At 67.0% G+C, this 14,665-nt stretch carries 10 protein-coding genes; all 10 read right to left on the minus strand.

Features of this window, described 5'->3' with window-relative positions; translation table 11 throughout:
* A partial coding sequence (locus KTR66_RS24260; protein ID WP_249732391.1) for a GTP-binding protein occupies positions 1 to 124 on the minus strand: 124 nt, incomplete at its 3' end.
* A gap of 72 nt (positions 125 to 196) precedes the next feature.
* The gene (gene rpsG / locus KTR66_RS24265) at positions 197 to 673 is read right to left on the minus strand and encodes a 30S ribosomal protein S7 (RefSeq protein WP_131546750.1); all 477 of its coding nucleotides are present in this window, start codon (positions 671 to 673) and stop codon (positions 197 to 199) included.
* Between the two features lie 11 nt (positions 674 to 684).
* Positions 685 to 1,056 (minus strand): 30S ribosomal protein S12, encoded by a 372-nt coding sequence (gene rpsL, locus KTR66_RS24270; protein ID WP_131546751.1) that lies wholly within the window; start codon positions 1,054 to 1,056, stop codon positions 685 to 687.
* Between the two features lie 295 nt (positions 1,057 to 1,351).
* Positions 1,352 to 5,533, minus strand: coding sequence for a DNA-directed RNA polymerase subunit beta' (gene rpoC, locus KTR66_RS24275; RefSeq protein WP_213617344.1), 4,182 nt, complete (start codon positions 5,531 to 5,533; stop codon positions 1,352 to 1,354).
* A 117-nt stretch (positions 5,534 to 5,650) separates the two neighbouring features.
* The gene (gene rpoB, locus KTR66_RS24280) at positions 5,651 to 9,838 is read right to left on the minus strand and encodes a DNA-directed RNA polymerase subunit beta (RefSeq protein WP_213617345.1); all 4,188 of its coding nucleotides are present in this window, start codon (positions 9,836 to 9,838) and stop codon (positions 5,651 to 5,653) included.
* A 204-nt stretch (positions 9,839 to 10,042) separates the two neighbouring features.
* Complete coding sequence (gene rplL, locus KTR66_RS24285; protein ID WP_213617346.1) at positions 10,043 to 10,423, minus strand: 50S ribosomal protein L7/L12; 381 nt, start codon at positions 10,421 to 10,423, stop codon at positions 10,043 to 10,045.
* A 157-nt stretch (positions 10,424 to 10,580) separates the two neighbouring features.
* The gene (rplJ, locus tag KTR66_RS24290) at positions 10,581 to 11,096 is read right to left on the minus strand and encodes a 50S ribosomal protein L10 (protein ID WP_213617347.1); all 516 of its coding nucleotides are present in this window, start codon (positions 11,094 to 11,096) and stop codon (positions 10,581 to 10,583) included.
* Between the two features lie 306 nt (positions 11,097 to 11,402).
* A complete protein-coding gene (gene rplA, locus KTR66_RS24295; protein ID WP_213617348.1) occupies positions 11,403 to 12,089 on the minus strand; it encodes a 50S ribosomal protein L1 in 687 nt (228 codons plus the stop codon).
* Between the two features lie 2 nt (positions 12,090 to 12,091).
* Positions 12,092 to 12,526, minus strand: coding sequence for a 50S ribosomal protein L11 (gene rplK, locus KTR66_RS24300; protein ID WP_213617349.1), 435 nt, complete (start codon positions 12,524 to 12,526; stop codon positions 12,092 to 12,094).
* Positions 12,527 to 12,751: 225 nt separating this feature from the next.
* Positions 12,752 to 14,434 carry a methyl-accepting chemotaxis protein gene (locus KTR66_RS24305; protein WP_213617350.1) on the minus strand — a complete coding sequence of 561 codons (1,683 nt, stop codon included), beginning with the start codon at positions 14,432 to 14,434 and terminating at the stop codon, positions 12,752 to 12,754.
* Positions 14,435 to 14,665 lie beyond the last annotated feature (231 nt).

Genomic DNA, 14,665 nt, shown 5'->3' on the forward strand with positions numbered 1-14,665 from the left:
CACCACCCTGCTTCGCCAGCACCTTCGTGATCGCCGCCGTCAGGGACGTCTTGCCATGGTCAACGTGACCAATCGTCCCGATGTTGCAGTGCGGCTTGTTCCGCTCAAACTTCGCCTTGGCCATCGTCGTGCATCCAATCCGAAAAGGTTGTGTCAGCGCCCGCTCACGGGCGCCGAAAAGGGGGTATGGGCCCGCTTACCAGCGGTAGTGGCTGAAGGCCTTGTTGGCTTCGGCCATGCGGTGCGTGTCCTCGCGCTTCTTGACCGCCGTGCCGCGGTTGTTCACCGCGTCCATCAGCTCGGCCGAGAGGCGCTCTTCCATCGTGCTCTCACCGCGCTTGCGGGCGGCGTCGATCAGCCAGCGGATCGCCAGCGCCTGGCGCCGCTCGGGGCGCACTTCGACGGGCACCTGGTAGGTCGCGCCACCGACGCGGCGCGAACGCACCTCGACGGCCGGCTTCACATTGTCCAGCGCCTCGTGGAACAGGCGAAGCGGGTCGGCATTCGCGCCACCCTTGCGCTTCAGCGTGTCCATGGCGGCATAGACGATGCCCTCGGCCGCGGACTTCTTGCCGTCGTACATCAGCACGTTCATGAAACGGCTCAGGACGACATCGCCGAACTTCGGATCCGGCAGGACTTCGCGCTTTTCCGCGCGGTGACGACGTGACATCTCTCAGTTCCTCACTTCGGCCGCTTGGCGCCGTAGAGCGAGCGCCGCTTGCGCCGCTTCGGCAGGCCCTGCGTGTCGAGCACGCCGCGCAGGATGTGGTAGCGCACGCCGGGCAAGTCCTTCACGCGGCCGCCACGGATGAGCACCACCGAGTGCTCCTGCAGGTTGTGCCCCTCGCCGGGGATGTAGCTCACAACTTCAAAGCCATTGGTCAGGCGCACCTTCGCGACCTTACGGAGAGCCGAGTTCGGCTTCTTCGGCGTGGTCGTATAGACGCGCGTGCACACGCCGCGCTTCTGCGGGCAGCCTTCGAGAGCCGGAACCTTGTTCTGGCTGCGACGCGGCTCGCGCCCTTGCGCGATGAGCTGGTTGATCGTCGGCATGACGCCCCTTCGTAATCGTTTCTGCGACCCATTCACCAAACGACACGCGGCCCGACGGGCGCTTCTGCGCTCCGAACGGGCCACCGCGTCAACCCCGGGCCTGTCCTGCCAAATTCGCGGCAGGGGCGACCGAAGCAAGGCGTTTGAACCAACATACCAAGACGCAACTTGCGAAACGTCCCGGCGAGATGCGCGTCTTAACCACCCCCCCGACCTGAGTCAAGCGACGGGAGGGCGATTCCCTCCCGCCGGGGTGCCCTTGGCCACGCGCGGGCCAAGGGAAATCCGCATGCCGCTATTCGGCGGCCGCGGGGCTCGCATCCGGCTCGGCCAGCGCGGGCTGGGCGGGCAGGCGCCCGCTGTCCCGGCGCGCGGCCAGCACCTTCAGGCGGTTCATCACGGAGCCCGTGCCCGCCGGGATCAGGCGGCCTACGATCACGTTCTCCTTCAGGCCACCCAGGCTGTCCACCTTGCCGGCGGTCGCCGCCTCGGTGAGCACGCGAGTGGTCTCCTGGAAGGAGGCGGCCGAGATGAAGCTTTGCGTCTGCAGCGAGGCCTTGGTGATGCCCTGCAGCACCGGCTCCGCCCGCGCCGGGCGTTCGCCCAGCTTCAGGCGCTTCTCGTTCTCCGCATCGAACTCGAAACGGTCCACCTGCTCGCCGATGAGATAGGTCGTATCGCCCGGCTCGAGGATCTCGACCTTCTGCAGCATCTGGCGAACGATCACCTCGATGTGCTTGTCGTTGATCTTCACGCCCTGCAGTCGGTACACGTCCTGGATCTCGTTCACCAGGTAGTTGGCGAGCGCCTCCACACCCAGCACGCGCAGGATGTCGTGCGGCACGCGGGGGCCGTCCACCAGCGGGTCGCCGGCCTTCACATAGTCGCCTTCCTGCACCGAGACGTGCTTGCCCTTCGGCACCAGGTATTCGCGCTCGAGCGGCGGCTCATCGCCCATCGGCTCGCTCTTCACGACGATGCGGCGCTTGGCCTTGTAGTCCTTGCCGAATTCCACGCGCCCGTCGATGTCGCTGATGATCGCGGCATCCTTCGGGCGGCGCGCCTCGAACAGCTCGGCCACGCGGGGCAGACCGCCGGTGATGTCACGCGTCTTCGACGATTCGCGCGGCATGCGGGCCACCACGTCGCCCGCCTCCACGGTCGCGCCATTGTCCACGCTCAGCACCGTGTCGGGGCTGAGGAAGTAGCGCGCCTCGGCCCCGTTCGGCAGCTTCATCACCTCGCCGCGGGCATCCTTCATCACGATGCGCGGACGCAGATCGGCCGACTTGGCGCTGGCCTTGTAGTCCACCACCACCTTGGAGGTGAGGCCCGTCACATCGTCCGTGCGCTCGACGAGCGTCACACCCTCGATCAGGTCCTGGTATTCGACCTTGCCCTCGCGCTCGGTGATGATCGGCAGCGTGAAGGGGTCCCACTCGGCCAGCTTCTGGCCACGCTCGACCTTCTGGCCGTCCGTCACCAGCATCTTGGCGCCATAGGGCACGCGGAAGCGCGCACGCTCGCGGCCATTGGCGTCGGTCAGCGCCACCTCGCAGTTGCGGCTCATGACGATCGGCGCGCCGGCCGAGTTCGTGACCAGCGAGAGGTTGTGCAGCTTGGCCGTCGAGTCGACCGTCGCCTCCACCGCCGACTGCTCGGCGCCACGCTGCGCCGCACCGCCGATGTGGAAGGTGCGCATGGTGAGCTGCGTGCCCGGCTCGCCGATGGACTGCGCGGCGATGACGCCCACCGCCTCGCCCATGTTCACCGGCGTGCCGCGCGCAAGGTCGCGGCCATAGCACTTGCCGCAGACGCCCTGGAGCGAGTCGCAGGTCAGCACCGAGCGGATCAGCACCTGCTCGACGCCGGCCTTCTCGATGCGCTCGGCATCGGCTTCCTCGACCAGCATGTTCTTCGCGATGATCACCTCGCCCGTCGCGGGGTCGAGGACGTCTTCCTGCGTGGTGCGGCCCAGGATGCGCTCGGAGAGCGAGGAGACCACGTCACCGCCATCCATGATGGCGCGCACGTTCAGCCCGCGCTCGGTGCCGCAATCATCCTCCATGATGATGCAGTCCTGCGCCACGTCCACGAGGCGACGCGTCAGGTAGCCCGAGTTCGCGGTCTTCAGCGCGGTGTCGGCCAGGCCCTTGCGGGCGCCGTGGGTGGAGTTGAAGTACTCCAGCACGGTGAGGCCTTCCTTGAAGTTCGAGATGATCGGCTGCTCGATGATCTCGCCGGAGGGCTTCGCCATCAGGCCGCGCATGCCGGCCAGCTGGCGCATCTGCGCCGGCGAACCACGCGCACCGGAATGCGACATCATCCAGACGGAGTTGGTCGGCTTGCCGATCTCCTGCTTCTGGATCTCGGCCATCATGGCCTTCGCCACCTCGTCCGTGCAGCGCGACCAGGCGTCAACGACCTTGTTGTAGCGCTCGCCCGAGGTGATCAGGCCGTCGAGATACTGCTGCTCGAACTCCTTCACCTCCGCCTTGGTGGTGGCGATGAGCCCTTCCTTCTCGGAGGGGATCATCATGTCGTTCTTGCCGAACGAAATGCCGGCGCGGGCCGCGTGCTTGAAGCCGAGCCCCATCAGCCGGTCGGCGAAGATCACGCTCTCCTTCTGGCCGCAGTGACGATAGACGGCGTCGATCACGTCCGAGATGGACTTCTTCGTCAGCAGCCGGTTGATCAGCGAGAAGGGCAGCTGCGGATGCTTGGGCAGAAGCGCCCCCATCAGCATGCGGCCCGGCGTGGTCACCACGCGCTCGATGATCGGCTTGCCCTCCGCATCCACCGTGGCGCGGCGGGTGCGGATCTTGGTGTGGATCGTCAGCGCCTTCACTTCCAGCGCGTGCTCGATCTCGCCGATGTCGCCGATCAGCGGGGCCTTGTCATCCTCGGCTGCACGGAACTCCGGCGTGTCGAGGCTGAGGTAGTAGAGGCCGAGCACGATATCCTGGCTCGGCACGATGATCGGCTTGCCGTTGGCGGGGCTGAGGATGTTGTTGGTGGACATCATCAGCACGCGCGCTTCGAGCTGCGCCTCGAGGCTGAGCGGCACGTGCACGGCCATCTGGTCGCCGTCGAAGTCGGCGTTGAAGGCGGTGCAGACCAGCGGGTGCAGCTGGATCGCCTTGCCCTCGACCAGCACCGGCTCGAAGGCCTGGATGCCCAGGCGGTGCAGCGTCGGCGCGCGGTTCAGCAGCACCGGGTGCTCGCGGATCACCTCTTCCAGGATGTCCCAGACCTCGGGACGCTCCTTCTCCACCATGCGCTTGGCCTGCTTGATGGTGGAGGCGTGGCCGTATTTCTCGAGCTTCGAGTAGATGAAGGGCTTGAACAGCTCCAGCGCCATCTTCTTCGGCAGGCCGCACTGGTGCAGCTTCAGCTCCGGGCCCACCACGATGACCGAGCGGCCCGAATAGTCCACGCGCTTGCCGAGCAGGTTCTGGCGGAAGCGGCCCTGCTTGCCCTTCAGCATGTCGGACAGCGACTTCAGCGGGCGCTTGTTGGCGCCCGTGATGGCGCGACCGCGGCGACCATTGTCGAACAGCGCGTCCACCGATTCCTGCAGCATGCGCTTCTCGTTGCGCACGATGATGTCCGGCGCGCGCAGCTCGATCAGCCGCTTCAGGCGGTTGTTGCGGTTGATGACGCGGCGATACAGGTCATTCAGGTCCGAGGTCGCGAAGCGGCCGCCATCCAGCGGCACCAGCGGGCGCAGCTCGGGCGGGATCACCGGCACGACGTCGAGGATCATCCACTCCGGACGCGCGCCGGATTCCGAGAAGGCCTCGATCAGCTTCAGGCGCTTCACCAGCTTCTTGCGCTTGGCCTCAGAGGTCGTCTCCTTCAGCTCGGCGCGCAGACGCGTGGCGTCCTTGCCCATATCCATCCCGTGCAGGATTTCCTTCACCGCCTCGGCACCGATGCCGACGCGGAAGGCGTCCTCGCCGAACTCATCCTGCTTGGTGACGAACTGGTCCTCGGTCAGCAGCTGGTGCAGCTTCAGGTCCGTCAGGCCCGGCTCCAGCACCACATAGCTTTCGAAGTAGAGGACCTTCTCCAGCTCCTTCAGGCTCATGTCGACCATGAGGCCGACGCGGCTCGGCAGGCTCTTCAGGAACCAGATATGGGCGACCGGCGCGGCCAGCTCGATATGGCCCATGCGCTCGCGCCGGACCTTGGCGAGCGTCACTTCCACGCCGCACTTCTCGCAGACGATGCCGCGGAACTTCATCCGCTTGTACTTGCCGCAGAGGCACTCATAGTCCTTGATCGGGCCGAAGATGCGGGCGCAGAACAGCCCGTCCCGCTCCGGCTTGAAGGTGCGGTAGTTGATGGTCTCGGGCTTCTTGATCTCGCCATAGGACCAGGAGCGGATCTGCTCCGGCGACGCCATGGAGATCTTGATCTGGTCGAAGGTCATCGCCTGGCCCGTCTGGCCCAGGATCTTCATCAACTCGTTCATGCCGCCTCGCTCTCTTCCCGCCCCCCGATAAAAACGGGGCACACCGGGCCTTGAAGGGGAATTTCATCGCGGTGACCCCGGCCGCGGGGTCACCGTATCTTTGGCGCCAGCCCCGGATCAGGGACCGCGATTCTCCAGGTCCACGTTCAGGCCCAGGCTCTTCAGCTCCTTGACCAGCACGTTGAAGCTCTCGGGGATGCCGGCCTCGAAGCTGTCCTGATCGCGGACGATCGCCTCATAGACCTTGGTGCGGCCGGACACGTCGTCCGACTTCACCGTCAGCATCTCCTGGAGCGTATAGGCGGCGCCATAGGCCTCGAGCGCCCAGACCTCCATCTCGCCGAAGCGCTGGCCGCCGAACTGCGCCTTGCCGCCCAGCGGCTGCTGCGTGACCAGCGAGTAGGGGCCGATCGAACGCGCGTGGATCTTGTCATCCACCAGGTGGTGCAGCTTGAGCATGTAAATGTAGCCCACCGTCACCTTGCGCTCGAAAAGCTCGCCCGTGCGGCCATCGATCAGCTGCATCTGGCCGGAGGTGTCGAGCCCCGCCTTGGTCAGCATGTTCTCGATGTCGGAGATGCGCGCACCGTCGAAGACCGGCGTCGCGATGGGGATGCCCTTCTTCAGGTTGTCCGCCAGCTCCATCAGCTGCTCTTCGCTCATCGGCAGGATGTCGCGCTCGAAGATCTCGGGACCGTAGACGTCCTTCAGCTTCTCCAGCAGCTCATCCCGCACGGCGGAGGAGCGGCGGAAATCATCCACCAGCTGCCCGACCTCGCGGCCGATATTGGCGCAGGCCCAGCCCAGATGCGTCTCCAGGATCTGGCCGATATTCATGCGCGAGGGCACGCCCAGCGGGTTCAGCACCAGGTCCACCGAGGTGCCATCCTCCAGGAAGGGCATGTCCTCGATCGGCACGACGCGGGAGACGACACCCTTGTTGCCATGGCGGCCGGCCATCTTGTCGCCCGGCTGCAGCTTGCGCTTCACGGCGACGAAGACCTTGACCATCTTCATGACGCCCGGCGGCAGCTCATCGCCGCGCTGCAGCTTCTCGACCTTGCTCTCGAAGCGCTTCTGCAGGCGCTCGACGGCGGCGTCGAACTCGCGCTTCAGCGCCTCGATCTCGACCATCGCCGCGTCATCCGTGACGGCGATCTGCCGCCAGGTGGACTTGGCGAACTGGTCCAGCACCTCATCGGTGATCGGCGTGCCCGCCTTCACACCCTTGAAGCCGCCCGAGGCCTTCTTGTTCAGCAGGCGCTCGCGCAGACGGCCATAGAAGGAGCGCTCCTGGATCGCGCGCTCATCGTCACGGTCCTTGGCGAGGCGCTCGATCTCGGCGCGCTCGATCGCCATGGCGCGCTCATCCTTGTCCACGCCGCGGCGGGAGAAGACGCGCACATCCACGATGGTGCCCGAGACGCCCGGCGGCAGCTTCAGCGAGGTGTCGCGCACATCGGACGCCTTCTCGCCGAAGATGGCGCGCAGCAGCTTCTCTTCCGGCGTCATCGGACTCTCGCCCTTCGGCGTCACCTTGCCGACCAGGATGTCGCCCGGATGCACCTCGGCGCCGACATAGACGATGCCCGCCTCGTCGAGGTTGCGCAGCGCTTCCTCACCGACATTGGGGATGTCGCGGCTGATCTCCTCCTGGCCCAGCTTCGTGTCGCGCGCCATCACCTCGAATTCCTCGATGTGGATGGAGGTGAACACGTCGTCGCGCGCGATGCGCTCGCTGATGAGGATGGAGTCCTCGAAGTTGTAGCCGTTCCACGGCATGAAGGCGCAGAGCACGTTGCGGCCCAGCGCCAGCTCGCCCAGCTCCGTGGACGGGCCGTCGGCGATGATCTCGCCCGCCGTCACGCGGTCGCCCACCTTCACCAGCGGGCGCTGGTTGATGCAGGTGCTCTGGTTGGAACGCTGGAACTTGCGCAGGCGGTAGATGTCGACACCCGCCGTCTGGCCTTCCTCATTCGTCGCGCGCACCACGATGCGCGCGCCGTCGATGCTGTCCACGATGCCGTCGCGGCGGGCCGAGATGGCCGCGCCCGAATCCTGCGCCACCGCGGCCTCCATGCCGGTGCCGACGAGCGGCGCATCGGCGCGGATCAGCGGCACCGCCTGGCGCTGCATGTTGGAGCCCATCAGCGCGCGGTTCGCGTCGTCATTCTCCAGGAAGGGAATGAGCGCGGCCGCGACGGAGACCAGCTGCTTCGGCGAGACGTCGATGGCCGTCACTTCGTTCGGCTTCACCAGGCGGAAATCGCCACCCTGGCGCACGGAGACGAGGTCGCTCAGGAACTCGCCGGTGGACGCATCCACCGAGGCGTCGGCCTGGGCCACCACCAGCTTCTCCTCCTCCATGGCGGAGAGGTAGCGCGGCTCGCCGGTGATCTTGCCGTCCTTCACGAGACGATAGGGCGTCTCGATGAAGCCATACTTGTTCACCCGCGCGAAGGTGGCGAGCGAGTTGATCAGGCCGATGTTCGGGCCTTCCGGCGTCTCGATCGGGCAGATGCGGCCGTAATGCGTCGGGTGCACGTCGCGCACCTCGAAGCCCGCGCGCTCGCGCGTCAGGCCGCCCGGACCCAGCGCCGAAAGGCGGCGCTTATGCGTCACCTCGGAGAGCGGGTTGGTCTGGTCCATGAACTGCGACAGCTGCGAGGAGCCGAAGAACTCCCGCACCGCCGCCGCCGCCGGCTTCGCGTTGATCAGGTCATGCGGCATAACGGTGTCGATATCCACCGCGCCCATGCGCTCCTTGATCGCGCGGTCCATGCGCAGCAGGCCGACGCGGTACTGGTTCTCCATCAGCTCGCCCACCGAGCGCACGCGCCGGTTGCCGAGATTGTCGATGTCGTCGATCGAGCCGCGGCCATCCTTCAGGTCCATCAGCACCCGCATGGTGGCGACGATGTCCTGCTTGCGCAGCGTGCGCAGATGGTCCGGCGCCTCTTCCAGCGAGAAGCCGAGGCGCATGTTCATCTTCACGCGGCCCACGGCCGAGAGGTCATAGCGGTCCGGGTCGAAGAACAGGCCCTTGAACAGCGCCTCGGCCGTCTCCGGCGTCGGCGGCTCGCCCGGGCGCATCACCCGGTAGATGTCCATCAGCGCTTCGTCGCGGTTGGTGTTCTTGTCCACCGCCAGCGTGTTGCGCATCCAGGCGCCGACCGTCTGATCAATGGCCAGCGTCGGCAGCACGTCAATGCCGGCATGCTCGATGGCGGCCAGCTTGGCTTCGGTCAGCTCCTCGCCAGCCTCAGCCCAGATCTCGCCCGTCTCCATGTTCACGAGGTCCACGGCGACGAAGCGGCCCAGCAGATCGGTGCGGCCGACCAGCACTTCCGTCGTGCCGGCCTCGACGATCTTGCGCGCCGCGCGCGGCGTCATCTTCACGTCCTTCTCGGCCACCACGGCGCCGGTCTTGGCGTCCACCAGCGGCTCGAGCAGCTTGATGCCGCGGAAGCTCTCGGGGTCGAAGGCGCGCGACCAGCCCTTGGGGCCGCGCTTGAATTCCACCTGGCCGTAGAAGGCGGCCAGGATCTCCTCGGCGTCCATGCCGCGGATCTCGGAGGGCTCCATCTCGAGGCCCTGGGCGGCGCGCTCGGCGCGCTTCGCCTCGGTCGCCTCGCTGTCCAGCGCCAGCAGCAGCGTGCTGGCCGGCAGCTTGCGCTTCCGGTCGATGCGGACATAGCAGATGTCCTTGGCGTCGAACTCGAAGTCGAGCCAGGAGCCGCGATAGGGGATGACGCGCGCGGCGAAGAGATACTTGCCGCTGCTGTGCGTCTTGCCCTTGTCATGGTCGAAGAAGACGCCCGGGCTGCGGTGCATCTGGCTGACGATGACGCGCTCGGTGCCATTGATGATGAAGGTGCCGTTGTCGGTCATGAGCGGCATGTCGCCCATGTAGACATCCTGCTCCTTGATGTCGCGGACGGAGCGGCTGCCCGTGTCCTCGTCCAGGTCCCAGACGATCAGGCGCAGCTTCACCTTCAGCGGTGCTGCGAAGGTCAGGCCGCGCGCGATGCACTCCTCGACGTCATACTTGGGCTCTTCCAGCTCATACTGGACGAACTCCAGGCGGCCGCGGCCCGCGAAGTCATTGATCGGGAAAACGGATTTGAAGACCTCCTGCAGGCCGGTATTGGTCCGGCTGTCCGGATGCGTTTCCATTTGCAGGAAGAACGCATAGGAGGCACGCTGCACATCGATCAGGTTGGGCATGGGCGCGACCTCGGGCAGCCTGCCGAAGCTCTTGCGAATGCGCTTGCGTGCCGTGAACGACTTGCTGATAGCGTTCATGCCTGTCCCGCTTCCTTATCCTGGCGTCCGGGAAGTTCCGGCGCCGGCAAAACCATCGGCCAGCATTCCAGCGGCACCCTGCCCCTGAAACGGCGAGAGGGGCGGCAATCGGACCCGATTGCCGCCCATCCCGACTTGGTAACCAGTCCGATCCGCGCCGGGGCCGAAGCCCCGCCGCGGACCGTGAAACACAACCGCGCGGTCTTACTTGACCTCGACCGTCGCGCCGTTCTCTTCGAGGACCTTCTTGATCTTGTCGGCCTCTTCCTTGGAGACATTCTCCTTGACGACCTTCGGAGCGCCCTCGACCAGGTCCTTGGCTTCCTTCAGGCCCAGGCCGGTGATGGTGCGGATCTCCTTGATCACGTTGATCTTCTTGTCGCCGGCATTGGCGAGCGTCACCGTGAACTCGGTCTGCGCCTCGGCGGCGGGGGCGGCAGCGGCAGCCGGGCCGGCCACGGCGGCAACCGCCACCGGCGCGGCGGCGGAGACGCCCCACTTCTCTTCGAGCATCTTGGAGAGCTCGGCGGCCTCCAGGACGGTCAGCGCGGACAGCTCGTCAACGAGCTTTGCAAGATCGGCCATATTCGTGTTCCTTCTAACTAATGGCTTGACTGTGGCTTGACAACCCCACCGCGACATCGTGGCAGGGCCAAATAAGTGGAAAGCTGATCGGCCCCTCTGCGGACCCACCGCCTGGTGGCTTCCCGCCGCCGAACCCTAGGTCCAGCGGCGATGTGCCTCAGGCGGCTTCCTTGTCCGCATATGCCTTCAGCACCCGTGCCAGCTGCCCTGCGGGGGCTTGAACCACCCCGGCAATGCGCGTCGCGGGGGTCTGGATCAGACCCAGCAGCGATGCGCGCAGCGTATCGAGCGAGGGAAGCTCGGCCAGGGCCTTCACGCCATCGACGTTCAGGTTCTGGGTGCCAAGCGCCCCGCCCAGGATCACGAACTTGTCGTTCCCCTTGGCGAACTCCACGGCGGTCTTCGCCACGGCCACCGGGTCGGCCGACCACGCAAGCGCGGTCGGGCCCTTCAGCAGCGGCGTGATGCCCTGGAAACGGGTGCCGTCGAGGGCGCGACTGGCCAGCCGGTTCTTCGCAACCTTGTACGTCGCCCCGGCGGCCTTCATCTTCCGGCGCAGATCATCCACCGCCGCGACCGTGAGACCCTTGTTCTGGGCCACGAGCACGAAGGAGGTCTGCGCGAAGACTTCGGCCATCGAGTCAACGAAGGCGCGCTTTTCCTGACGATCCAACGTCACGTCTCCGTCGGTGGTCGAAGCCTGGTGGAGGGGCCCCGACCGGTTCACACGGGGGCCGGGGGACCATCCCCCTGCCCCGTTCGCCTGTCGTTGCCGGAAAGCCAAGCCATTCCGCCCCGGCCGAAGCCGGGGGCGGTGGAATCTCGGTTCCCCGTCTCATGCGGGCGGGCCTCGGCCCATTAAGCCTGACCGAAATCAGGCGCCTGCAATCTCCGACAGGTTGCGGCGGCGCGGCCGAAGCCCCGCCACCTGCGCGCCCCGGCCGAAGCCGGGACGAATCTCTCAGCCCTGGTGGGCTGCTCAGCCGTTCAGGCTGGTCACATCCACCGAAACGCCCACGCCCATGGTGGACGAAACGGCGACCTTCTTCACGAAGGTGCCCTTGGCGCCGGTCGGGCGGGACTTCTGGATGGCGTCCACGAAGGCGCGCGCATTGGCCAGCAGCGCATCCGCGCCGAAGCTCGCCTTGCCGATGCCGGCATGGATGATGCCGGCCTTCTCGGCGCGGAACTCCACCTGGCCGGCCTTGGCGGCCGTGACCGCGCCCTTCACGTCCATCGTGACGGTGCCGAGCTTCGGGTTCGGCATCAGGCCGCGCGGGCCCAGCACCTTACCGAGACGGCCGACGAGGGCCATCATGTCCGGCGTCGCGATGCAGCGGTCGAAGTCGATCTTGCCTTCCTGCACCAGGGCGGCGAGGTCATCGGCGCCCACCACATCGGCGCCGGCGGCCTTGGCTTCCTCGGCCTTCGGGCCGCGGGCGAAGACGCCCACGCGGACCGTCTTGCCGGTGCCGTTCGGCAGGCCGACCACGCCGCGGACCATCTGGTCGGCATGGCGCGGGTCGATGCCGAGGTTCATCGAGATCTCGATCGTCTCGTCGAACTTCGCCTTCGCATTGGCCTTGGCCAGCGCGATCGCCTCATCCAGCGGATAGGCCTTGTTCGGGGTGACGGTGGCCGCCAGGGCCTTCATGCGCTTGCTCATGTTCAGCCCTCCACCACGGTCATGCCCATGGAACGGGCCGAGCCCGCCAGCATGCTCACCGCACTCTCGATGTCGGTGCAGTTCATGTCCTGCATCTTCGTCTTGGCGATCTCGGCCAGTTGCGACTTGGTCACGCGGCCCACCATGGCGCCCTTGCCCGGGGTGGTGCTGCCCTTCTCGATCTTCGCGGCCTTCTTCAGGAAGTAGGTGTTGGGCGGCGTCTTCGTGATGAAGGAGAAGCTGCGGTCGGTGTACGCGGTGATGACCACGGGCGTCGGCGTGCCCGGCTCCATCTGCTGCGTCGCCGCGTTGAATTCCTTCACGAACTGCATGATATTCAGGCCGCGCTGACCCAGCGCGGGGCCGATCGGCGGCGAGGGGTTCGCCTTGCCCGCGGGCACCTGGAGCTTGATGTAGCCCGCAATCTTCTTTGCCATGACAATCAGTCCTCTCGATGTGGAGAGACCCGCGGTCCTGCCGGTTCCGGGCGAAGTCTGGCCCGCAACCTCCCGCGTTTCCCTGCGGCCGGGAGGCGCATGCCTCCCACCGGAAGCGCGGCGTTTAGAATGCCGCGCACCGCCTGTCCAGCCCGGCGCCGCGATTTCCGGCCCCTGCGGCGCCGATTTCCGGCAAGGCGGCCATGCGTGGGCCGCGCGGCACCGTCACGCCGCGCGGATATCGTGCAGGAAGCCGCCCACACGCAGACGCAGCCGTTCGGATTGCTGCGCCAGCTCGGCCGAGGCGCCCTGGACATCCTGGGCCGATCCGCCGGTGCGCTCCGCCCCTTCCATCATGCCCGTCGCGCCGCGCGAGGCATCCTCGACCCCTCGCGCGGCCTCGGCCACGGCACGCCCGATCTCCAGCGTGGCCGCCGCCTGCTGCTCGGAAGCGGCAGCGACCTGCGCCGTCGTCGCGTTCAGCTCCTCGATGGTGCGGCCAATGCCCGCGATCGCCTCCACCGTGCGCGTCGTCTCCGCTTGCATGGCGGTGATCTGCTGGCTGATCTGCTCGGTCGCGCGCGCCGTCTGCCCGGCCAGGCTCTTCACCTCGCTCGCCACCACGGCAAAGCCCTTGCCCGCATCGCCCGCCCGCGCCGCCTCGATCGTCGCGTTCAGCGCCAGGAGGTTGGTCTGCCCCGCAATGTCGTTGATCAGGCGGACCACATCGCCGATCTTCGCCGCTGCTTCCGCGAGGCCGCGCACGGTCCCGTCCGTCTCGCGGGCCGCCTCGCTCGCGCGTTCGGTGATGGCGGCGGTGTGCCGCACCTGGCGCGCCACCTCGGCGATGGAGCTGGCCAGCTCCTCGGAGGAGGCGGCGACAGTCTGCACATTGGCACTCGCCTGCCCGACCGAGGAGGCCAGGGCGGTGGCCTGGCGCGTGCCATCCCCCGCCGTCTCCGAGAGCGCGACCGCGGTCGCGGAAAGCTCGGTCGCAGCGCTCGACACCGTGCCCAACGCCTCGCGCGCCTCCGCCTCGAAGCCCTGCACCAGCGCATCCACCCGCGCGCCGCGCGCCGCCTGGCGGCGCGCCTCGGCCGCCGCAACCTCGGCCAGGCGGTCCGCCTCCTTCAGCCCGTCCCGGCAGCTGTCCAGGGCACGGGCCATCTGGCCGATCTCATCCCCATCCTTCACCTCCTTCAACACGAAGGCGTAGTCGCGCCGTGCGAGGCGCAGCAATGCATCGGAGAGGGTGACGATGCGCCCACCGATCGAACGGCCGAGCAGGACGGCAATGGCCATGCCCAGGCCCAGCACCGCGACAAGCAGGAAGCTCAGCGCAGCATTGCCGAAGGCAGCGGCATCGGAGGCCGCATCTGCGGTGGCCGCAGCTTCACGCTCATTGATCCGCACCAGCTCCTCCAGGCCCTGGATGACGCGGTCCGTGGCGGGGCGGCCCTCGGTCAGCACCACGCCCGCCCGCGCCATGTCGCCGGCCCGCACGGCCTCCGCGATCTGCCGGTGGAATGCCATGTAGTCACGCAACGCCTGCTCGACGCCGGGGAAGACCCGGAACTCGTCGGGATGCGCGAGCAGAGGCCGGTAGCGCTCGAGCGCGGCAAGGACGCGCGAAACCTGGCCCGCCAGCGCCTCCATCACGCGCGCCCGGTCGGCCGGGTCGGTCCGGGTGAACAGGGACAGTTCGCTGCGCCGCATCTCCAGCACCGCGGTGTTCAGCGCCGCGGTCGCAACCAGGGAGGGCAACCAGTTGCTCCTGATATCCTCCGCGCGGTGTTTCATGTCACGGATCACAAGCAGCGCCCCGCCAGCGAGAAGCGCGACCAGCAGCAGCAGCGCCCCCAGGCCCAGGCGAAGCTTGTTCACGATGGAAAGATGACGCAGTGACACGCTGTCGGCTCCTCGATCCAGGTCCATGTGAACTGTTTGCAATGGAATGGGTTAAGGACCGGTCAATGCCGGGCGGGCTTCCATCGACCTTCGCACGGGTCGCGCTAGGCTCCAAACCCAATCAGTTCTAGGCGCGACGCGGCGGGGTGTGATTCAAGCTGCTGGGTAGCGGAGCTTGGGTCATGGCGGGTGAGTTCTGGCTTTCGGACCGGCAATGGGCGGCGATTGCGC

Source organism: Roseococcus sp. SDR, from assembly GCF_019083995.1.
In the GTDB taxonomy this organism is placed as follows: Bacteria; Pseudomonadota; Alphaproteobacteria; order Acetobacterales; family Acetobacteraceae; genus Roseococcus.